The organism is Salmonella sp. NW1250 (assembly GCF_051812965.1).
Lineage (GTDB): Bacteria > Pseudomonadota > Gammaproteobacteria > Enterobacterales > Enterobacteriaceae > Salmonella > Salmonella enterica.
Genome location: NZ_JAMNDD010000006.1, coordinates 191963 through 213429 on the forward strand (window position 1 = coordinate 191963; position 21467 = coordinate 213429).

Sequence of the window (21467 nt, forward strand, 5' to 3'; positions counted from 1 at the left end):
AACAAATAATTAACAATAAAAAAATAACAAACCATATAGCTGCGTAGTAATTCATTTAATGCCTTATTGTTTTTTGAATTTATCTGACCCGGCTCATATATTAAGTAAGAAAAATAGCACTCCTTGATTGATGTGAATCTCATCACATTAACAACCCAAATAAAATTCAATCATTGCTCCCGAATTTAACTGAAACGCCGCGACTGCAAGCACGCTAAATATTTGCAGCCACTCCTTCTTTATTCTTGAAATTATGTAAAAGGTATAATGATGGAAAAGCATTTTGTCGGTTCTGAAATCGGTCAATTACGCAGCGTAATGTTGCATCGGCCCAATCTCAGCCTAAAAAGACTTACCCCTTCAAATTGTCAGGAATTACTTTTTGACGATGTATTATCCGTAGAGCGCGCTGGCGAAGAGCATGACATTTTTGCCAACACGCTGCGCCAGCAAGGGATAGAAGTGTTGCTGTTAACCGACCTGCTCACCCAAACGCTGGATGTGGCTGACGCTAAAGCCTGGCTACTGGACACGCAAATTTCCGATTATCGCCTTGGGCCCACCTTTGCCGCAGATATTCGCGCCTGGCTGGCGGATATGCCGCACCGTGAACTGGCTCGCCATTTAAGCGGCGGTTTAACTTACGGCGAAATCCCCGCCTCCATAAAAAATATGGTGGTCGATACTCACGATATTAATGACTTTATTATGAAGCCATTACCGAATCACCTATTTACCCGTGACACGTCCTGCTGGATATATAACGGCGTCTCAATTAACCCCATGGCGAAACCTGCACGCCAACGTGAAACGAATAATTTACGTGCTATTTATCGCTGGCATCCTCAATTCGCAGGCGGTGATTTCATTAAATATTTCGGCGACGAGGACATTAATTACGACCACGCCACTTTAGAGGGCGGCGATGTGCTGGTGATTGGCCGCGGTGCGGTGTTGATCGGTATGTCTGAACGTACTACGCCGCAGGGCGTCGAGTTCCTGGCGCAGGCATTGTTTAAACATCGTCAGGCGGAACGCGTCATTGCCGTTGAACTGCCAAAACATCGCTCCTGTATGCACCTTGACACCGTCATGACCCACATTGATATCGACACCTTCTCCGTCTATCCGGAAGTCGTTCGCCCGGACGTTCAGTGCTGGACGCTGACGCCAAACGGACGCGGCGGTCTGAAACGAACCCAGGAGAGCACGCTGGTTCATGCTCTTGAAACAGCGCTTGGCATCGATCAGGTGCGCTTAATCACCACTGGCGGCGACGCATTTGAAGCTGAGCGCGAACAGTGGAATGACGCCAATAACGTGCTCACCCTGCGTCCCGGCGTGGTGGTGGGCTATGAGCGCAACATCTGGACCAACGAAAAATACGACAAAGCCGGCATTACCGTCCTTCCCATTCCCGGCGATGAACTGGGTCGCGGGCGCGGGGGCGCACGCTGCATGAGCTGTCCACTGGAACGCGATGGTATTTAAAGGAGACGTTATGGAAAACAAACGCACACTGGTCGTCGCGCTGGGCGGCAATGCGCTGCTCAAACGCGGCGAACCGCTGGAGGCTGATATTCAGCGTAAAAATATCGAACTGGCGGCCAGAACCATCGCCCAGCTTACCCGGCAATGGCGCGTGGTGTTGGTGCACGGCAATGGCCCACAGGTAGGACTGCTGGCGCTACAAAATAGCGCCTACGCTAACGTTACGCCCTACCCGCTCGATATTCTCGGTGCGGAAAGCCAGGGCATGATTGGCTACATGCTGCAACAGGCGCTGAAGAATCATCTGCCGGAGCGTGAAATCAGCGTCCTGCTCACCCAGGTCGAAGTCGATGCCAACGACCCGGCATTCCTCAATCCAACCAAATATATCGGACCGATTTACGACGAAGCGCAGGCCCGTGCGTTACAGGCAGAAAAGGGCTGGGTATTCAAAGCCGACGGTAACGCCTTCCGCCGCGTTGTGCCCTCCCCGCAGCCGAAACGCATTGTGGAAAACGATGCCATCCGCGCGCTGATTAGCCGCGATCACCTGGTTATCTGTAACGGCGGCGGCGGCGTGCCGGTCGTGGAAAAAGCCGATGGCTACCACGGTATCGAGGCGGTGATCGACAAAGATCTGTCCGCCGCCCTGCTTGCCAGCCAAATTCACGCCGACGCGCTGCTCATTCTGACCGATGCCGACGCGGTGTATCTCGACTGGGGCAAGCCCACCCAACGCCCGCTGGCGCAGGTTACGCCGGAGCTGCTTCGTGAAATGCAGTTCGACGCCGGTTCGATGGGCCCGAAAGTGACCGCCTGCGCTGAGTTTGTCAGCCATTGCCGCGGCATTGCCGGAATCGGCTCGCTGGCGGATGGGCAAGCCATTCTCGCGGGCGAGAAAGGTACTTTGATTCGGTGTGAAACCGCCGACGTTGACGCATAAGGCTTTTTACCGGATGGCGGCTTCCGCCTTATTCGGCCTACAGAGCGCGCATAACCGTGGGCCGGATAAGCGCAGCGCCATCAGGCAATTCATTTTAACAAGGATATTGTAATGGTTATTTCACTGAAAAATCGTAACTTTTTGAAGCTGCTTGACTACACCCCGGCGGAAATCCAACACCTCATCGATCTGGCTATTGAGCTGAAAGCCGCCAAAAAAGCCGGATGCGAAAAGCAAACACTGATCGGCAAAAATATCGCGCTGATTTTTGAAAAAACCTCTACCCGCACCCGATGCGCGTTTGAAGTCGCCGCGTTCGACCAGGGCGCGCAGGTGACTTATCTCGGCCCAAGCGGCTCGCAGATCGGCCATAAAGAGTCCATGAAAGATACTGCTCGCGTCCTGGGGCGGATGTATGACGGCATCGAATATCGCGGTTTTGGTCAACACATTGTGGAAGAACTAGGGGAATACGCGGGCGTTCCCGTCTGGAACGGCCTGACCGATGAATTTCACCCCACACAGATCCTGGCCGATCTGATGACCATGCTGGAACACGCGCCGGGTAAAACGCTGCCGGAACTGAGCTTCGCCTACCTGGGCGACGCGCGCAACAACATGGGCAACTCGCTGATGGTGGGCGCGGCGAAGATGGGCATGGATATCCGCCTGATAGCGCCAAAGTCCTTCTGGCCTGATGCCGCGCTGGTCGCGCAGTGCCGGGAAATCGCCAGCGTTACCGGCGCTCGTATCACCTTAACGGAGAGCGTTGAAGATGGCGTTCACGGTGTGGATTTCCTCTATACCGACGTCTGGGTCTCGATGGGAGAGCCCAAAGAAGCCTGGGCGGAGCGCGTCAGTCTGATGACGCCATATCAGGTCAACCAGCAGGTGGTAAACGCTACCGGTAATCCTGATGTGAAGTTTATGCACTGCCTGCCCGCCTTCCATAACGAGCACACCAAAGTGGGACGCGAAATCGAAATGGCTTACGGCCTGAAAGGACTGGAGGTCACGGAAGAGGTGTTCGAGTCCGCAGGCTCGATAGTCTTCGATGAAGCGGAAAACCGGATGCATACCATCAAAGCGGTCATGGTGGCGACGCTCGGCGACTAATCCCACAGGATATGCGCCCTCGCGGCGCATATCCGTGATATCAGGAGAGAACATCATGGGTAAATTTAAATTTCCCACCGCTTATACCATCCTGTTTATTCTTATTGCCCTGGTCGCGGTGATGACCTGGATTGTGCCGGCGGGAAAATACCAAATGGCGATGAACGCCACGCTGGGAAAAGAGGTGCCGGTGGCGGGAACGTATGCCCCCGTGGACGCGCATCCGCAAGGGATTACCGCTGTTTTACTGGCGCCGATTGACGGCCTCTATAACCACGAAACCTACACCGCCGGCGCCATTGACGTCGCGCTGTTTGTCTTGATTATCGGCGGCTTTCTGGGGGTGGTGAATAAAACGGGGGCGATTGATGCCGGTATTGAACGGGTAACAGTCAAACTCAACGGCAAAGATGAGTGGATGATCCCCATTCTGATGGCGCTGTTCGCCGCAGGCGGCACTATCTATGGCATGGCGGAGGAGTCGTTGCCCTTCTACACGCTGCTGGTGCCGGTCATGATGGCGGCCCGCTTCGATCCGTTAGTGGCGGCGGCAACCGTACTACTCGGCGCGGGGATAGGCACGCTCGGTTCGACCATTAACCCTTTCGCCACGGTCATTGCCGCCAACGCCGCCGGCATCCCTTTTACTCAGGGAATGCTGATGCGCGTACTGCTGTTAATTGTCGGCTACGTACTGTGCGTGTTTTGGGTAATGCGCTATGCGCGCAAAGTCCGCGCCCATCCTGAGCTTTCTATCGTGGCGGATAAAATGGAGGAAAACCGCGCTCATTTCCTCGGCAATCGCGCCAATACTCTGCTGGAGTTTACGGCTACCCGGAAATGGGTGCTGCTGATCTTCGCCGCCTCTTTCGCGGTGATGATTTACGGCGTGGCGGTTCTCGGCTGGTGGATGGCGGAAATCTCCGGCGTCTTTCTGGCGGCGGCGATTATCGTTGGCGTGATAACGCGGATGGGTGAGGAAGCGTTCACCAGTACCTTTATTGACGGCGCGCGGGATTTACTCGGCGTGGCGCTAATTATTGGTATCGCGCGCGGCATTGTGGTGGTCATGGATAACGGTATGATTACCCACACCATTTTGCACAGCGCGGAAAATCTGGTTTCCGGCCTCTCTACCACCATTTTCATAAACGTAACCTACTGGCTGGAAGTATTGCTCTCCTTCCTGGTGCCCTCCTCTTCCGGTCTTGCCGTATTGACAATGCCCATTATGGCGCCGTTAGCGGATTTTGCCCACGTACAGCGGGATTTGGTCGTAACCGCCTACCAGTCGGCCTCCGGGATTGTGAACCTGGTTACTCCCACCTCCGCCGTGGTCATGGGCGGTCTGGCGATCGCGCGGGTTCCCTATGTCCGCTATCTGAAATGGGTCGCGCCGCTGTTGCTGATCCTGACATTGCTGAACATGGCGGTACTGAGCATCGGAGCGATGATGTAACGAGCCAGATGGCGACGCGTCTTATCCGACAGGACTGATAAGCACAGCGCCATCAGGCACGCCGTCACCTTTTTTGATCGGCTTCTCATTTTCCTGCAAAACCGCCCGATTGATCCGCAATCGATGTGACAAATGTGATGAATTTCGCCAGTCCGTTGATATTAATAATAAAGATAAGGTGCATTTATGAAGGAATACGATGATTACTCCGCCAAAGAACAACAGCAACTGGCGGTTTGTCAGCGCCTGATTAGTGAAAAAAGTTACCTGTCCCAGGAGGAGATTCGCCGCGATTTACAAAATGAGGGATTTGAAGGTATCAGCCAGTCTACGGTTTCGCGCCTGCTCAAGCTGCTGGGCGCAATAAAAATCAGAAATACGAAGGGACAAAAGATTTATTCCGTAAATCCCCAGCGGCGTCCTTCGCCGGATGCCGGACGTTCAATAGCCGAAATGGTCGTCAGCGTTGAACATAATAGCGAATTTATCCTTATCCATACGGCAGCAGGTTATGGTCGCGCCGTCGCAAGAATTCTGGATTACCACGCATTGCCGGAAATTCTCGGCGTCGTTGCCGGTAGCAGTATTGTCTGGGTCGCACCACGGGTCGTTCAGCGCACGGCGCTGGTACACAAACAAATTAATTATTTACTTAAAATGAATTTAAATTCATAAGAACCGTTTGCGATGAGTAAATCATGCATTAATCGCTTGATCCCCAAACAGAGCTGAGTATAATCGCGGACAATTTGCCGGGAGGAAGCATGGTTCAGTGTGTACGACATTCTGTCTTACCGCGTCTGAAAAAGGACGCAGGCCTGCCGTTTTTCTTTCCGTTGAAAACCAATACCAAGCCCCTCAATTGAGGGGCTTTTTTTTGCCCAGGCGTCAGGAGATAAACATGGCTAACCCGCTATATCAAAAACATATCATTTCCATAAACGACCTCAGCCGCGACGATCTTAATCTGGTACTGGCGACGGCGGCGAAATTAAAAGCCAACCCGCAGCCGGAGCTATTGAAACATAAAGTGATCGCCAGCTGCTTTTTCGAAGCCTCCACGCGTACCCGCCTGTCGTTTGAAACTTCAATGCATCGCCTGGGCGCCAGCGTAGTGGGCTTCTCCGACAGCGCCAACACGTCGCTGGGGAAAAAAGGAGAAACGTTAGCCGACACGATCTCAGTGATTAGCACTTACGTGGACGCGATTGTGATGCGCCATCCGCAAGAAGGCGCGGCACGTCTGGCGACGGAGTTTTCCGGTCAGGTGCCGGTGCTCAATGCGGGCGACGGTTCGAACCAGCATCCGACGCAGACCCTGTTGGATCTATTCACCATCCAGGAAACGCAGGGCCGTCTGGATAACCTGCATATCGCGATGGTCGGCGATCTGAAATATGGCCGCACCGTGCATTCGCTAACCCAGGCGCTGGCGAAATTTAGCGGCAACCGTTTTTATTTTATCGCGCCGGACGCGCTGGCGATGCCGCAGTACATTCTGGATATGCTGGATGAAAAAGGGATGGCCTGGAGCCTGCATGGTTCTATTGAAGAGGTCATGGCCGACGTCGACATCCTCTATATGACTCGCGTACAGAAAGAGCGTCTCGACCCGTCGGAGTACGCCAATGTGAAGGCGCAGTTTGTTCTGCGCGCCAGCGACCTGAACGGCGCGCGTGAAAATATGAAAGTGCTGCACCCGCTGCCGCGGATTGATGAAATCACCACGGATGTGGATAAAACGCCACACGCCTGGTACTTCCAACAGGCGGGCAACGGTATTTTCGCTCGCCAGGCGTTACTGGCGTTGGTACTGAATAGCGAACTGAGTCTGTAAGGGAGAAAAGCGATGACACACGATAACAAACTGCAGGTTGAAGCCATTAAATGCGGCACCGTGATTGACCATATCCCTGCGCAGGTAGGCTTTAAACTGCTGAGTCTGTTTAAATTGACCGAGACCGATCAGCGAATCACTATCGGTCTGAATCTCCCGTCTGGCGAGATGGGGCGTAAAGACTTAATCAAAATAGAAAACACCTTTCTCACCGAAGAGCAGGTTAACCAACTTGCTCTGTACGCGCCGCAGGCCACCGTTAACCGCATCGACAACTACGACGTAGTCGGGAAATCACGCCCCAGCCTGCCAGAGCGTATTAATAATGTGCTGGTTTGCCCGAACAGCAACTGCATCAGCCACGCGGAACCAGTATCCTCCAGCTTTGCAGTGAAAAAACGCGCCAATGATATCGCCCTCAAATGCAAATACTGTGAAAAAGAGTTTTCGCATTATGTGGTGCTGGCCAACTAATTTGGGTTGGTTATGAGATCCCGGCTCCCTATAATGAGCGGGGACATTCTATTACCGCTGTAATTCAGGAGAAATCATGAGCAAAACTATTGCGACGGAAAATGCACCAGCAGCAATCGGCCCATACGTACAGGGCGTTGACCTGGGTAGCATGGTAATCACTTCCGGTCAGATCCCGGTTGATCCGAAAACCGGTGCCGTAGCGGAAGACGTATCCGCTCAGGCACGTCAGTCGCTGGAAAACGTTAAAGCTATCGTGGAAGCCGCTGGCCTGAAAGTAGGCGACATTGTGAAAACGACCGTATTCGTGAAAGACCTGAACGATTTCGCGACCGTCAACGCCACCTACGAAGCCTTCTTCACCGAGCACAACGCCACCTTCCCGGCGCGTTCCTGCGTGGAAGTTGCCCGTCTGCCGAAAGACGTGAAAATTGAGATTGAAGCGATCGCTGTTCGTCGCTAAGCGCCGGACGTTATCCCCGCCGGGCGGCGCAAGTTTGCCCGGTTCGGGGCACCAACAGCCATGGAGAGGCGGCAATGGTAAGATCGCGTTTTACCGAGGAACAAATAGCCGATTTTCTGCAACAGTCGAAAAACGGCGTACCGAATAAGGCGTTGTGCGAAGAATATGGATTTAGCAACAGCACGCTCCGTCGCTGGCAGGAGAAACATGCTGAAAGCATACGCCAGGAATTAAAACAGATAGAATCTACCGCGAAGATAGTCTTTTTATGCTTCATTGTCGCAGCCATATTGCTTACCCTTATGTTTCCTAAACCCACTGCCGCCTTAGCGATTCCTCCTTACTTAGTTTATTGCATTAGCTATATTCGCCGCTTTCGTCGCATATCCGCAAAACATATCCGGCGGTGGGACATCTCCTCCTCTCGTTCTGGCTCGGGGGCAGAGAATGTATTTTACAAACTTAGCTGGACATTCCTCTTTTTTATGCCTGCATATAGCATTCTACAGTTGCTTGAATAAGCCCTGAAATTTAAAGATAAAGCCGATCGCGTTAAACTTGTCGAGCTTTACGGGCATCTGACCTGGTTAGCGATATCGGGGATTAAGCACGCTGGCGAATCCCCGACGAAAGTGTTTACTGCCAGCCATAACGTCGGCTGTAAAACCCTTTCACTAACTGGGTTAACGTCATATAGCCCGCCAGAATGGCAATCAGCCACGGGAAATAGCTTAACGGCAGCGCCTGCAACTGCAGGTAAGACGCCAGCGGCGAAAACGGCAACGAAACTCCCACCACCATCACCAACAACGTCATCGCCATCAGCGGCCAGGCGGCGCGACTTTGAATAAACGGCAGACGGCGGGTACGGATCATATGCACAATCAGCGTTTGCGACAGTAATCCCACCACAAACCAGCCGGACTGGAACAAAGTTTGCGTTTCTGGCGTATTCGCATGAAATACCCACCACATCAGACAAAAGGTCAAAATGTCGAAAATCGAGCTGATCGGACCGAAAAAGACCATAAAGCGCCCCAAATCCGCCGGATTCCAGCGCTGCGGCTTTTGAATTTGTTCTTCATCGACATTATCAAACGGAATCGCCACCTGGGATACATCGTACAGCAGGTTTTGAATCAGCAAGTGCAGCGGCAGCATTGGCAGGAACGGCAAAAAGGCGCTCGCTACCAGCACGCTAAACACGTTACCGAAATTTGAGCTGGCCGTCATCTTGATATATTTCAACATATTAGAAAAAGTACGACGACCTTCAATGACGCCTTCTTCCAGCACCATCAGGCTCTTTTCCAGCAGGATAATATCGGCGGCTTCACGGGCGATGTCCACCGCGCCATCTACCGAGATACCAATATCCGCCGCCCGCAACGCCGGAGCATCGTTAATCCCGTCGCCCATAAAACCGACCACATGCCCCTCGCGTTTGAGTAAAGTGACGATGCGCTCTTTATGCATCGGCGTCAGACGCGCAAACAACGTCGTACGGGCGGCCAGCGCCGCCAGCGCGTCGTCGCTTAACCCTTCAATATCACTGCCAATAATGACATCGCCCGCATCCAGCCCAACCTCATGGCAAACTTTTGCCGCTACCAGCTCGCTGTCGCCGGTGAGAATTTTCACCGTAATTCCGCTCGCCTTCAGCGCTTTCAGCGCCGGCGCGGTGGTCTCTTTCGGCGGATCGAGAAAAGCGATATACCCTTCCAGGATCAGGTCAGATTCATCGATACGCTGGTAATCGCCCTCACGCGCAGGCAGGTATTTGGTCGCGACGGCGACCACGCGTAGCCCCTGACGGTTCAGCGTGTCGGTAACGCGTTTCACCCGGCGCAGCATATTGTCGTCCAGCGGCACAATATCGCCGTTGTGGCGCACCTGAGTACACACGCTCAGGATCTCCTGTAACGCGCCTTTGCAGACCAGTTGATGCACGTTCGAATCTTCGGCGACCACCACCGACATCCGGCGACGCTCAAAATCAAACGGAATCTCATCGATTTTCTGCCAGCGTCCGGAGAGCTGACGCGCGGCGGTTTCGTCTACTCCCTCCAGGACCGCCGTATCCAGTAAATTTTTTAGACCGGTCTGATAATGGCTGTTCAGCCAGGCGCAATGCAGTACATGCTCGCTGGGCTTACCAGAAATATCCGTATGATTCTCCAGCACAATTTTGTCCTGCGTCAGTGTGCCGGTTTTATCGGTGCACAGAATATCCATCGCGCCGAAGTTCTGAATCGCATCAAGGTGCTTCACGATAACTTTCTGTTTCGAGAGCTTCACCGCCCCGCGCGCGAGGGTGGAGGTGACGATCATCGGCAACATTTCCGGGGTGAGCCCTACCGCTACCGAAAGCGCAAATAGCGCCGCTTCCCACCAGTCACCTTTCGTGTAACCATTAATAATCAGTACTACCGGCGCCATGACCAGCATAAAGCGGATCAGCAACATACTGACGCGGCTAATTCCTTTCTGGAAAGCGTTCTGCTCGTTATCTTGTTCCGAAACGCGCCCCGCCAATTGACCAAACCAGGTGTCGGCGCCGGTCGCCATCACCACGGCCTGCGCCGTTCCGCTCACGACGTTCGTCCCCATAAAGCACAGCGTGTCGCACTCAAGCGGGTTATTTTGCCGGGGCTCACGCGTCGCGGCGACTTTCTCGACCGGCAGAGATTCGCCGGTCAGCGACGCCTGGGCGACAAACAGATCGCGCGCCTGGATAATCCGTAAATCCGCCGGGATCATATCCCCCGCCGCCAGCTTAATAATATCGCCGGGCACCAGTTGATCGATGGGTAATTCCAGCCAGACGTTTTCGCCATTTTCATTAATAACCCGCAGTACGGTAGCGGTATTGCTCACCATCGCTTTTAGCGCGTCCGCCGCTTTTGTCGAGCGCGCTTCCTGCACAAAATTCAGCAGCGTTGAGATACCGACCATCAGGGCGATAACGCCTGCGGCAAACAGATCCTCCGTGGCATAAGAAATGCCGCCAAGAATCGTGAGTAATATGTTGAAAGGATTGCGATAACATACCCACAGATGCACCCACCACGGCGAGGGTTTCTGTGCCGGAAGGCGGTTTTCGCCATGCTTTTCACGCGCGCGCGTCACCTCGGCAGCGTTTAATCCCTCCGGGTGCGTATCAAAAACGCGCCAGAGAGTCTCCTGCTCCATTGCCGCGACTTTCAGACAGCGCTCGCTCAGCGAAGGCGGGATAGTCGCATTTACCGCGGTCTGCGCGCCGGGCAGCGGATCGCGGTGAACCAGACGATAAGGCAAATGACGATTAAGCCGGGCAAAAAGCTGGCGGGTAATGGTTTTTAGCATAGGTAATCCCTCCGCGCCGAAGTCAGGCGCAGAAAATTCTTCAGGCGCGGCAAAGCCTTGCCCGATGAGCAATGTTTAAATAAAAACAGGGACGTTATTGTGTCACTGTCTTACACACCGGTAAGACAGCAGAGGCAGGCTTACCGGAAAAGGAAAATTCTCCATCGCGGGAGAGGGGTGGGTTCAGGGTCCATGTCGCCTCCGGTAAGTAAATAATTTGCGCCGCGGATTATACGCATAAATCCATAAGTTTTGTGGCAATTATGGCGGTATCATACCGTTACGTAATTAAACCAACGATAAACCAGACTTTGCCCATTGCCCTTCGCTTGAGTAAAGTTACTCTTTTTATCACCATCAGCGTCACGCCACGGGAAAACAGGATGCAAAACCGGCTCACTATCAAAGACATCGCCCGCCTGAGCGGCGTAGGGAAATCAACCGTTTCCCGCGTGCTTAACAATGAAAGCGGCGTAAGCGAACGTACCCGCGAGCGTGTCGAAGCGGTGATGAATCAACACGGTTTCTCCCCGTCCCGCTCCGCCCGCGCGATGCGGGGACAAAGCGATAAAGTGGTCGCTATTATCGTCACTCGCCTTGATTCGTTGTCTGAAAACCTCGCGGTTCAGACCATGCTGCCTGCGTTTTATGAACAGGGCTACGACCCTATTATGATGGAAAGCCAGTTCTCGCCGACGCTGGTAATGGAACATCTGGGCATGCTCAGACGACGTAACATTGATGGCGTGGTGCTGTTTGGCTTTACCGGCATCACAGAAGAGCTGATCGCCCCCTGGAAAGCCTCGCTGGTGCTGCTGGCAAGAGATGCGCAAGGTTTTGCCTCCGTCTGTTACGACGACGAGGGCGCGATTCATATCCTTATGCAGCGGCTGTATGAGCAGGGACACCGCAACATTAGCTTTCTGGGCGTTCCCCATAGCGATATTACCACCGGCAAACGTCGGCATGACGCATACCTGGCGTTTTGCAAAAAACATAAACTTCACCCCGTCGCCGCCCTGCCCGGTCTTGCCATGAAGCAGGGTTATGAGCATACAGCAAGCGTCATCATGCCGGATACCACCGCGTTAGTCTGCGCCACCGATACGCTGGCGTTGGGCGCCAGCAAGTATTTACAGGAGCAACGTATTGAGACGCTGCAACTGGCAAGCGTCGGGAACACGCCGCTGATAAAATTCCTGTACCCGGAGATCGTCACTGTCGATCCTGGCTATGCTGAAGCCGGACGGCAGGCGGCTTCGCAACTGATCGAACAGATCAATGGCCGCTGCGATCCGCGCCGGATCGTCATTCCTTCTACCCTCGCCTGAGTGACTGATTAAACGGAATACCACGAGTAATTTGTGATCGTCGCAGCGTTTCGGGAACGTTCCCATTTTTAAACCAACGTTGAAGAGATACTCTTGCGCCAACCCATAACATACCTCCTCTGCCATGAGGCTTTACGATGAGCAAAGTAAAACAAGCCGATATCGACCGGCTGATTAACCTGGTCGGCGGGCGCGACAACATAGCCACGGTGAGCCACTGCATTACTCGCCTGCGCTTTGTGCTCCACCAGCCCGCGAACGCCAGGCCAAAAGAGATCGAACAATTACCGATGGTTAAAGGTTGTTTCACCAACGCTGGTCAGTTTCAGGTGGTGATTGGCACCGACGTTGGCGATTACTATAACGCGCTGCTGGAGACCACCGGCAAAGCGTATGCTGATAAAGAGCAGGCCAAAAAAGCCGCTCGCCAGAACATGAAGTGGCATGAGCAGTTAATTTCCCACTTTGCGGAGATCTTCTTTCCGCTACTACCGGCGTTGATCAGCGGCGGTTTGATCTTAGGCTTTCGTAACGTGATCGGCGATGTGCCGATGAGCAACGGCCAAACGCTGGCGCAGATGCATCCGGCGCTAAAAACGCTTTATGATTTTTTATGGTTGATCGGCGAAGCGATCTTTTTCTATCTGCCGGTGGGGATCTGCTGGTCGGCGGTGAAAAAAATGGGCGGCACGCCGATTCTTGGTATCGTGCTCGGCGTGACGCTGGTGTCGCCGCAGTTGATGAATGCGTATCTGCTGGGCCAGCAAACGCCAGACGTCTGGAACTTCGGCTTATTTAGCATTGAGAAAGTGGGCTACCAGGCGCAGGTTATCCCGGCGCTACTGGCAGGGCTGGCGCTTGGGTTTATTGAAACGCGGTTGAAACGCATCGTGCCGGATTATCTCTACCTGGTCGTCGTCCCGGTGTGTTCGTTGATACTGGCCGTCTTTCTCGCCCACACCTTTATCGGCCCCTTTGGTCGTATGATCGGCGACGGCGTGGCCTTTGCGGTACGTTATCTGATGACCGGCAGTTTCGCCCCGATAGGCGCGGCGCTGTTCGGCTTCCTGTATGCCCCGTTGGTCATTACCGGTGTCCACCAGACAACGCTCGCTATCGATATGCAGATGATCCAGAGCATGGGCGGTACGCCAGTCTGGCCGCTGATTGCGCTGTCGAATATCGCGCAGGCCTCCGCCGTGGTGGGTATCATCATCTCCAGCCGTAAACACAATGAACGCGAGATCTCCGTTCCTGCCGCCATTTCCGCTTACCTTGGGGTAACCGAACCGGCGATGTACGGTATCAACCTGAAGTATCGTTTTCCGATGCTGTGCGCGATGATCGGATCTGGTCTGGCGGGACTGCTCTGCGGTCTGAACGGCGTCATCGCCAACGGTATCGGCGTGGGCGGCCTGCCGGGCATCCTGTCTATACCGCCGCGCTACTGGCAGGTGTACGGCATGGCGATGGTTATCGCGATCGTGATCCCGGTGATTCTGACCACCTTTATCTATCAGCGTAAGCATCGTCAGGGCACATTACAAATTGTCTAATTCTTCTTCGGGGCGCAGTTGCGTCCCAACGCACTTGCAGGAAACAACAATGACTATTCCCCTCTGGTGGCAAAACGGCGTTATTTATCAGATCTACCCGAAAAGTTTTCAGGACACGACCGGCAGCGGCACCGGCGATTTACGCGGCGTCACGCAGCGCCTTGACTATCTACAGCGACTCGGCGTAGATGCCATCTGGCTCACGCCGTTTTATATCTCGCCGCAGGTGGATAACGGTTATGACGTCGCAAATTATACGGCTATCGACCCGACCTACGGCACGCTGGATGATTTTGACGAGCTGGTCGCGCAGGCGAAAATACGCGGTATTCGCATCATCCTGGATATGGTGTTTAACCATACTTCTACCCAGCACGCCTGGTTTCGCGAAGCGCTGAACAAAGAGAGTCCATACCGTCAGTTTTATATCTGGCGCGATGGCACGCCGGATGTCTGCCCGAATAACTGGCAATCCAAATTTGGCGGCAGCGCCTGGCGCTGGCATAGCCAAAGCGAACAATACTATTTACACCTTTTCGCGCCTGAACAGGCCGACCTGAACTGGGAAAACCCCGCCGTGCGCGCCGAGCTGAAAAAGGTCTGCGAATTCTGGGCCGATCGCGGCGTGGATGGCCTGCGTCTGGACGTGGTGAACCTGATCGCCAAAGATCAGGATTTTCCTGACGATCCGACGGGCGACGGACGCCGCTTTTATACCGACGGACCGCGCGCGCATACGTTTTTACGCGAAATGAACCGTGACGTTTTTACGCCGCGTAATCTGATGACGGTAGGCGAAATGTCCTCTACCACGCTGGAAAACTGCCAGCAATATGCCGCGCTTAGCGGCGACGAACTCTCGATGACCTTCAATTTTCATCATCTGAAGGTGGATTACCCCAATGGCGAAAAGTGGACGCTGGCAAAACCTGATTATGTGGCGCTGAAAGCGTTGTTCCGCCACTGGCAACAGGGGATGCATAACGTCGCCTGGAACGCGTTATTCTGGTGTAATCACGATCAGCCGCGCATCGTTTCCCGCTTTGGCGACGAGGGTGAATACCGTATTCCAGCCGCGAAAATGTTGGCGATGGCGCTGCACGGTATGCAAGGGACGCCTTATATCTATCAGGGCGAAGAAATCGGCATGACCAACCCACACTTTACCCGCATCACCGATTATCGCGACGTGGAAAGCCATAACATGTTTGCCGCGCTACGCGCCGCCGGACGCGACCCCGACGAACTACTGGCTATCCTGGCCAGTAAATCCCGCGACAACAGCCGCACGCCGATGCAGTGGGACCACGGTAAAAACGCCGGTTTCACCCAGGGCGAGCCGTGGATAAGCCTGTGCGATAACTATACGGAGGTTAACGTCGCGGCAGCATTACGCGATGAAAACTCGGTGTTTTACACCTATCAAAAGCTGATTGCGCTACGTAAAACCCAGCCTGTACTGATCTGGGGCGATTATCAGGATCTCCTCCCGGATAGCCCATCAGTATGGTGTTATCGCCGCCAGTGGCAGGGGCAAGCCCTGCTGGTTGTCGCCAATCTGAGCGACCAGTGCCAGGAGTGGCATCCACCGCATATCAAAGGACAGTGGCAGGCGCTACTGCACAATTATGGCGAGGTCGCCAGCCAGCCAGCCGCGATGACGCTCCGCCCATTTGAAGCCATCTGGTGGTTACAACGCTAACGCGACGTCCTTATACGGATAAACGCCACAAACCTATTGACACGGGCTGTGGCGTTGCTCCAGGTTACTGACTGTTTTTGTTGAATAATTAATCAGATTTTTCTTGCTATCTTTTACAAACGCTACAGCGCCCGCCATCTGTACGCTCTGATTTTTACCTTGTTCTACATCAATAAAATTGCAAACATCCTTGATGCAAATCACTACATATAGACTTTAAAATGCACGCCGACCCAATATGTTGTATTAATTGACTACAATTGCTACAACACCTGTTCACTCGACACAAGGTGAATTGTGGATAACCTGGGTCAGGATTGCGGGAAGTCGTTGGAAAAGAGATGAATAAACCTGTTATGGCTTCCCCGGCCTCTGTGGATAACCTGTTCTTACAAATATGGAGTGATCATGACACCGCATGTGATGAAACGAGATGGCTGTAAAGTGCCATTCAAATCAGAGCGCATTAAGGAAGCCATTCTACGTGCAGCTAAAGCAGCGGGAGTCGATGACGCAGATTACTGTGCCACCGTCGCAGAAGTCGTTAGCAGCCAAATGAACGCACGCAGTCAGGTGGATATTAACGAGATCCAAACTGCGGTTGAAAACCAACTGATGTCCGGCCCGTACAAACAGCTTGCCCGCGCCTACATCGAATACCGTCACGATCGCGACATTCAGCGTGAAAAGCGTGGTCGTCTGAACCAGGAAATTCGCGGCCTGGTAGAGCAAACTAACTCCGCGTTGCTCAATGAAAACGCCAACAAAGACAGTAAAGTCATTCCCACCCAGCGCGATTTGCTGGCCGGGATTGTCGCCAAACACTATGCCCGCCAGCACCTGTTGCCGCGTGACGTAGTACAAGCGCATGAGCGCGGCGATATCCACTATCACGATCTCGACTATTCGCCGTTCTTCCCGATGTTCAACTGTATGTTGATCGACCTGAAAGGCATGTTGACCCAGGGCTTTAAGATGGGTAACGCCGAGATCGAACCGCCAAAATCTATCTCTACCGCCACTGCCGTTACCGCGCAGATTATCGCGCAGGTCGCCAGCCATATTTATGGCGGCACCACCATTAACCGTATCGACGAAGTGCTGTCGCCGTTTGTCACCGAAAGCTATAACAAGCACCGCAAAACCGCCGATGAGTGGCAGATCCCGGATGCCGAAGGGTATGCGCGTTCTCGCACCGAAAAAGAGTGCTACGACGCCTTCCAGTCGCTGGAGTACGAAGTTAACACGCTGCACACCGCTAACGGCCAGACGCCTTTCGTGACCTTTGGTTTTGGCCTCGGCACCAGTTGGGAGTCGCGTCTGATCCAGGCGTCTATTTTGCGTAACCGTATCGCCGGTCTGGGTAAAAATCGCAAAACCGCCGTGTTCCCGAAACTGGTCTTCGCTATCCGCGATGGTTTGAACCACAAGTTTGGCGATCCGAACTACGACATTAAACAACTGGCGCTGGAGTGCGCGAGCAAGCGCATGTATCCGGACATCCTCAACTACGATCAGGTGGTCAAAGTCACCGGTTCGTTCAAAACGCCAATGGGCTGCCGCAGCTTCCTCGGCGTGTGGGAGAACGAAAACGGCGAGCAGATCCATGACGGGCGTAACAACCTGGGCGTGATTAGCCTTAACCTGCCGCGCATCGCGCTGGAAGCAAAAGGCGACGAAACCGCATTCTGGAAACTGCTGGATGAACGTCTGGCGCTGGCGCGGAAGGCGCTGATGACCCGTATCGCCCGCCTTGAAGGCGTGAAAGCCCGCGTCGCGCCTATCCTGTATATGGAAGGCGCCTGCGGCGTGCGGCTGAAAGCGGACGACAACGTGTCTGAAATCTTTAAAAATGGTCGTGCGTCCATCTCTCTGGGCTACATTGGTATCCATGAAACCATTAACGCGCTGTTCGGCGGCGAACACCTGTACGACAGCGAGCAACTTCGCGCTAAAGGCATCGCGATTGTGGAGCGTCTGCGCCAGGCCGTGGATCAGTGGAAAGAAGAGACCGGCTACGGCTTTAGTCTGTACAGCACGCCAAGTGAAAACCTCTGTGACCGCTTCTGCCGTCTGGATACCGCCGAGTTCGGCGTGGTGCCGGGCGTAACCGATAAAGGTTACTACACCAACAGCTTCCACCTCGACGTGGAGAAGAAGGTTAACCCGTACGACAAAATCGATTTCGAAGCGCCGTATCCGCCGCTGGCGAACGGGGGTTTCATTTGCTACGGCGAATACCCGAACATTCAGCACAACCTGAAAGCGCTGGAAGATGTCTGGGATTACAGCTATCAGCATGTACCGTATTACGGCACCAACACGCCGATCGATGAATGCTACGAGTGCGGCTTTACCGGCGAGTTCGAATGTACCAGTAAAGGTTTCACCTGCCCGAAATGCGGCAACCACGACGCCGCACGCGTCTCGGTCACCCGCCGCGTGTGCGGTTATTTAGGCAGCCCGGACGCACGCCCGTTTAACGCCGGTAAGCAGGAAGAAGTGAAGCGCCGCGTGAAGCATTTAGGCAACGGGCAGATAGGTTAATCCTCCGTTTGCAATGCGTAAATGCCGGATGGCGGTGTAAACACCTTATCCGGCCTACAACCGCTGGCTATAGTTCCAATTTCATGAGTTTCCTCTAAGCAGTTGGTGTTGTAGCAAGGCGGCAAACGAACGAATCCCAGGGAGCTTACATAAGTAAGTGACCTGGGTAAGTGAGAGCGGCCAACGCCGCTACAGCGCCAAATGCAACGAGGAAACATGAACTTTCATCAATACTATCCCGTCGACATCGTTAACGGCCCCGGCACCCGCTGCACCCTGTTTGTGTCAGGGTGCGTGCATGAATGCCCTGGCTGCTATAACAAAAGCACCTGGCGGCTCAATTCCGGCCAGCCGTTTACCAAAGAGATGGAAAATAAGATCATTGCCGATCTGAACGACACGCGCATTCACCGTCAGGGGATCTCGCTGTCGGGCGGCGATCCGCTGCATCCGCAAAACGTACCGGATATCCTGGCACTGGTACAACGCATCCGCGCAGAGTGCCCGGGGAAAGATATCTGGGTGTGGACCGGCTACAAGCTCGATGAACTCAACGCCGCGCAAATGCAGGTAGTCGATCTCATCAACGTGCTGGTCGATGGCAAATTTGTGCAGGATCTGAAAGACCCGGCGCTTATCTGGCGCGGTAGCAGCAACCAGGTAGTGCATCATTTGCGTTGATCGCTAAAGCCGTTTGTTTGCATCGTGATAGACGGCTGAATGTTCTCGCTTACCGACCGCGACAACAAACACAATCACAACGTCATCCCGAACCTGGTACACCAGACGATAACCGGACGATTTAAGCTTAATTTTATAGCAGTCAGGAAGACCGTTTAAACGGGCAGAGTCGATTCTGGGGTTCAATAGCACATCAGCCAACTTTTTCTTAAGCTGAGCCTTCACCGTATCGCCCAGCTTATGCCACTCTTTTAAGGCCCTCGGGTCGAATTCCAGTTCATAAGTCATCCAGACTAACCTTGATTCCCTTTTGCGGACTAGACAGCCTCTCCCGAACTGTCTGAATCAATGCATCTTCACTGTCGCTAAGAGTGACGGTTTTCACTGGCATGCGCCCCGTTTCCGCGACGTACTGGAACAGTAATCGCACGGCTTCCGTTGGAGTAATGTTCAGTTTTTCCAGCACGGCATAAGCCTCATTTTTGAGTTTGTCATCCAGACGGACGTTCAGCGTGGCCATTATGCCTCCAGTAAAATCGAATGTGTAATGCAGTTTAGCATTACATTCGCATTACATCGAATTCTGGATAACGCCTCTCAAAAACGACTCACGCACTCCATCGCGACCGTTTTAAATTGCGTAAAATTCTGACATGCGCAGAGGCGCGTCATGGCGCGTTCGCGCAGGAAAGTGACGAAAATATCGTAGATGGCCATCGCCTCTTCATATTCACTTTTGCTGATGGCGAGTAAAAAAATAACGTGCGCCGTTTCATCACCCCAGGCAATCCCCTGCGGCGCGAGCACCGTATAAACCACCGTTTTCTTCGCCAGCAGCCCCAGCGCGTGTGGCAAGGCAATCCCGTCGCCTAATAACGTACTGACGATAGCTTCACGTTCAATAACCGAATCGAGAAACGCCGCATCAACAAAGCCTTCCTCGTGCAACTGATCGCACAGCGTTTTAAACAGCGTCTGTTGATCTATTTCCCCTTCCACAATGCGAAAATGCGAGGCATCGAAATATTTATCCAGCATCCACGGACGGGTTCTGTCCACCAGCACCAGCTTACCGATCTGCTCCAATTGATAGTCGGTAGGAAAGGGCGCGATCATAATGACCGGTTTATCTTTTTCGCCGATCCGCGCTGTGGAAATCACAAAATCCTCCACAATGCTGTCCCGCGCCTCATAGTCGCGTAGCGTCAGAGTGCGGGCAATCTCAATCTGCGGGTATTTCCGCGCCAGTACCGCTTCAATCATCCGCACCATCGCATTACCAGCATCGCACACCAGCAGTACCTGTGGCTGCCGCTGGTAGCCAATGTTGTAACTACGTTCCAGCCCAACGCCAATATGCAGCACCAGAAAACCGATTTCGTTTTCGCTAATGGTATACGGCGTGTATTTCCCCCAACTCGATATCGCCGCCAACGTCATATCCCACGCCATCGGATAGTGCTGCTTAATATTTTCCAGTAGTGGGTTGGGGATCATGATCTGGTAGCGCACGCGGGTGATCATCGTTTTGATGTGGGTCAGCAAGTCCGCGTGAAGCTGTTTATCATTCAACAGGTTATAGTTGTACTGGGTATTAATAAAATTGAGGATATAGCGCACCAGCGCCTCTTCATCATCGGCATTAATGGCGCTGGGGGCAATCTCCTGTACCTGGCGGGCGGCAATATGCACCTTCAGCCAGCTTACTTCCGGCTCCGACAGCGGCTTGTCGGCAAGCTGTTGTAGTAGCTCCGCAATCTCATGCGCCGCATGGCGCACTTTTTCATCGACCTCCTCTGCCACGCATTCCGATAACGGATACCCCTCGCGAATACGCCGTACCGCCACCGCGCAGTACAAACGCAGAAACAGCTCGCCCTCATCGGTCAGGCGGATTTGACAATGAGAGAAAATATCCGGCAAAAGAGACTGCAGCCGTTGAGACACCTCGGTGTTCAGCGTGGTACTAACGATTAACGGATGGGAGGGCTCCTGCTGCGCCAGTGTCCATAAAAGGTCGGTCAGACAGGCGCGAATCGCCATCTCTCCGCCAAACAATTTCATGCCATGACGCGGACGCGTTTCCAGCGTCAGATGATAACGCAGCAAATGCTCGCGTACGTCCGCCATATCGTTCTGCAACGTCGCACGGCTGACAAACCATTCATCTGCTAAATCCTCCAGCTTCAGCGAGAAGGCGGAGGTTAAAAAACGCGCCAGCAAGTAGTGTATCCGCTCCTGGCTGGTGCGCGGACCGCGCGCCAGCGTGGGAGATTGCTGCGTTTGCAGGGATTGATAACGTGCCGGATCATCAATTTTGAGCTGATACCCGTTGCCGCGGCTGAGAGTAAATTGCACACCATGCGGCGTCAGCAACATGTTCAGCGCGGCGATATCCGCCCGAACGGTACGCGTGGAGACCGACAACCGCTGCGCCAGCTCGTCCTGCGGCAGCGTCTCGTTTTGCAGCATCGCAAATAGCTGCGCTAAACGTTGGTTGGGGAATCGCACGTCTCTCTCCT

The 21467-nt window shown here is 53.6% G+C and carries 21 protein-coding genes; 15 read left to right on the forward strand and 6 right to left on the reverse strand.

The window, feature by feature from the left end:
- The first annotated feature begins 270 nt into the window (after window positions 1-270).
- The 5 genes from arcA to NBA72_RS12820 all read left to right on the forward strand — a co-directional run bounded on the left by arcA (window position 271) and on the right by NBA72_RS12820 (window position 5684).
- A complete protein-coding gene (gene arcA / locus NBA72_RS12800; protein WP_024156568.1) occupies window positions 271-1491 on the forward strand; it encodes an arginine deiminase in 1221 nt (406 codons plus the stop codon).
- A gap of 10 nt (window positions 1492-1501) precedes the next feature.
- Entirely contained in the window at window positions 1502-2434 is a 933-nt protein-coding gene (gene arcC / locus NBA72_RS12805) for a carbamate kinase (protein ID WP_000428751.1), read from the forward strand.
- A gap of 111 nt (window positions 2435-2545) precedes the next feature.
- Entirely contained in the window at window positions 2546-3550 is a 1005-nt protein-coding gene (gene argF, locus NBA72_RS12810; RefSeq protein WP_000237031.1) for an ornithine carbamoyltransferase, read from the forward strand.
- A 55-nt stretch (window positions 3551-3605) separates the two neighbouring features.
- Window positions 3606-5009 carry a YfcC family protein gene (locus NBA72_RS12815; protein ID WP_000514434.1) on the forward strand — a complete coding sequence of 468 codons (1404 nt, stop codon included), beginning with the start codon at window positions 3606-3608 and terminating at the stop codon, window positions 5007-5009.
- A gap of 186 nt (window positions 5010-5195) precedes the next feature.
- On the forward strand, window positions 5196-5684 hold the full coding sequence (locus NBA72_RS12820) for an arginine repressor (protein WP_000666051.1): 489 nt from the start codon (window positions 5196-5198) through the stop codon (window positions 5682-5684).
- Here the strand turns inward: NBA72_RS12820 and NBA72_RS12825 are convergent.
- Window positions 5654-5794: a hypothetical protein gene (locus tag NBA72_RS12825; protein ID WP_001518160.1), complete on the reverse strand. Its 141-nt coding sequence runs from the start codon at window positions 5792-5794 to the stop codon at window positions 5654-5656. The genes NBA72_RS12820 and NBA72_RS12825 overlap by 31 nt on opposite strands.
- Between NBA72_RS12825 and pyrL the strand changes: the two genes are divergently transcribed.
- The 5 genes from pyrL (at window position 5774) to NBA72_RS12850 (ending at window position 8304) form a co-directional block, all read left to right on the forward strand.
- Window positions 5774-5875, forward strand: a complete 102-nt coding sequence (gene pyrL, locus NBA72_RS12830; RefSeq protein WP_000249504.1) for a pyr operon leader peptide — start codon at window positions 5774-5776, stop codon at window positions 5873-5875. The two genes, NBA72_RS12825 and pyrL, sit on opposite strands and share 21 nt — an antisense overlap.
- Window positions 5876-5910: 35 nt before the next feature.
- Window positions 5911-6846: an aspartate carbamoyltransferase gene (gene pyrB, locus NBA72_RS12835; RefSeq protein WP_000013055.1), complete on the forward strand. Its 936-nt coding sequence runs from the start codon at window positions 5911-5913 to the stop codon at window positions 6844-6846.
- A gap of 12 nt (window positions 6847-6858) precedes the next feature.
- Window positions 6859-7320: an aspartate carbamoyltransferase regulatory subunit gene (gene pyrI / locus NBA72_RS12840; RefSeq protein WP_000148570.1), complete on the forward strand. Its 462-nt coding sequence runs from the start codon at window positions 6859-6861 to the stop codon at window positions 7318-7320.
- A gap of 76 nt (window positions 7321-7396) precedes the next feature.
- A complete protein-coding gene (gene ridA / locus NBA72_RS12845) occupies window positions 7397-7783 on the forward strand; it encodes a 2-iminobutanoate/2-iminopropanoate deaminase (protein WP_000047544.1) in 387 nt (128 codons plus the stop codon).
- A gap of 74 nt (window positions 7784-7857) precedes the next feature.
- A complete protein-coding gene (locus tag NBA72_RS12850) occupies window positions 7858-8304 on the forward strand; it encodes a transposase (RefSeq protein WP_000252550.1) in 447 nt (148 codons plus the stop codon).
- 115 nt (window positions 8305-8419) lie between these two features.
- Here NBA72_RS12850 and mgtA read toward each other — a convergent pair whose 3' ends face one another.
- Together mgtA and mgtL are read right to left on the reverse strand one after the other, a co-directional pair.
- On the reverse strand, window positions 8420-11128 hold the full coding sequence (gene mgtA, locus NBA72_RS12855) for a magnesium-translocating P-type ATPase (protein ID WP_042947833.1): 2709 nt from the start codon (window positions 11126-11128) through the stop codon (window positions 8420-8422).
- A 140-nt stretch (window positions 11129-11268) separates the two neighbouring features.
- Window positions 11269-11367 carry a mgtA regulatory leader peptide MgtL gene (gene mgtL / locus NBA72_RS12860; protein WP_105789234.1) on the reverse strand — a complete coding sequence of 33 codons (99 nt, stop codon included), beginning with the start codon at window positions 11365-11367 and terminating at the stop codon, window positions 11269-11271.
- A gap of 144 nt (window positions 11368-11511) precedes the next feature.
- On the opposite strand from mgtL, the gene treR reads away from it, so the two are divergent.
- The 5 genes from treR (at window position 11512) to nrdG (ending at window position 18945) form a co-directional block, all read left to right on the forward strand.
- Window positions 11512-12459: a trehalose operon repressor TreR gene (treR, locus tag NBA72_RS12865; protein WP_042947834.1), complete on the forward strand. Its 948-nt coding sequence runs from the start codon at window positions 11512-11514 to the stop codon at window positions 12457-12459.
- A gap of 137 nt (window positions 12460-12596) precedes the next feature.
- Window positions 12597-14015: a PTS trehalose transporter subunit IIBC gene (gene treB / locus NBA72_RS12870; RefSeq protein ID WP_000048845.1), complete on the forward strand. Its 1419-nt coding sequence runs from the start codon at window positions 12597-12599 to the stop codon at window positions 14013-14015.
- A 49-nt stretch (window positions 14016-14064) separates the two neighbouring features.
- Window positions 14065-15717, forward strand: a complete 1653-nt coding sequence (gene treC / locus NBA72_RS12875; protein ID WP_042947835.1) for an alpha,alpha-phosphotrehalase — start codon at window positions 14065-14067, stop codon at window positions 15715-15717.
- Window positions 15718-16125: 408 nt separating this feature from the next.
- Window positions 16126-18264: an anaerobic ribonucleoside-triphosphate reductase gene (nrdD, locus tag NBA72_RS12880; RefSeq protein WP_042947838.1), complete on the forward strand. Its 2139-nt coding sequence runs from the start codon at window positions 16126-16128 to the stop codon at window positions 18262-18264.
- 216 nt (window positions 18265-18480) lie between these two features.
- Window positions 18481-18945: an anaerobic ribonucleoside-triphosphate reductase-activating protein gene (gene nrdG, locus NBA72_RS12885; protein ID WP_042947840.1), complete on the forward strand. Its 465-nt coding sequence runs from the start codon at window positions 18481-18483 to the stop codon at window positions 18943-18945.
- Between the two features lie 3 nt (window positions 18946-18948).
- On the opposite strand, the gene NBA72_RS12890 is transcribed toward nrdG, so the two are convergent.
- From NBA72_RS12890 to NBA72_RS12900, 3 genes are all read right to left on the reverse strand, one after another.
- The gene (locus tag NBA72_RS12890; RefSeq protein WP_000220578.1) at window positions 18949-19233 is read right to left on the reverse strand and encodes a type II toxin-antitoxin system RelE family toxin; all 285 of its coding nucleotides are present in this window, start codon (window positions 19231-19233) and stop codon (window positions 18949-18951) included.
- Complete coding sequence (locus tag NBA72_RS12895; RefSeq protein WP_000212724.1) at window positions 19223-19465, reverse strand: type II toxin-antitoxin system RelB/DinJ family antitoxin; 243 nt, start codon at window positions 19463-19465, stop codon at window positions 19223-19225. The genes NBA72_RS12890 and NBA72_RS12895 overlap by 11 nt, the downstream gene beginning before the upstream one ends.
- 77 nt (window positions 19466-19542) lie before the next feature.
- Entirely contained in the window at window positions 19543-21456 is a 1914-nt protein-coding gene (locus tag NBA72_RS12900) for a BglG family transcription antiterminator (protein WP_001212156.1), read from the reverse strand.
- Window positions 21457-21467 lie beyond the last annotated feature (11 nt).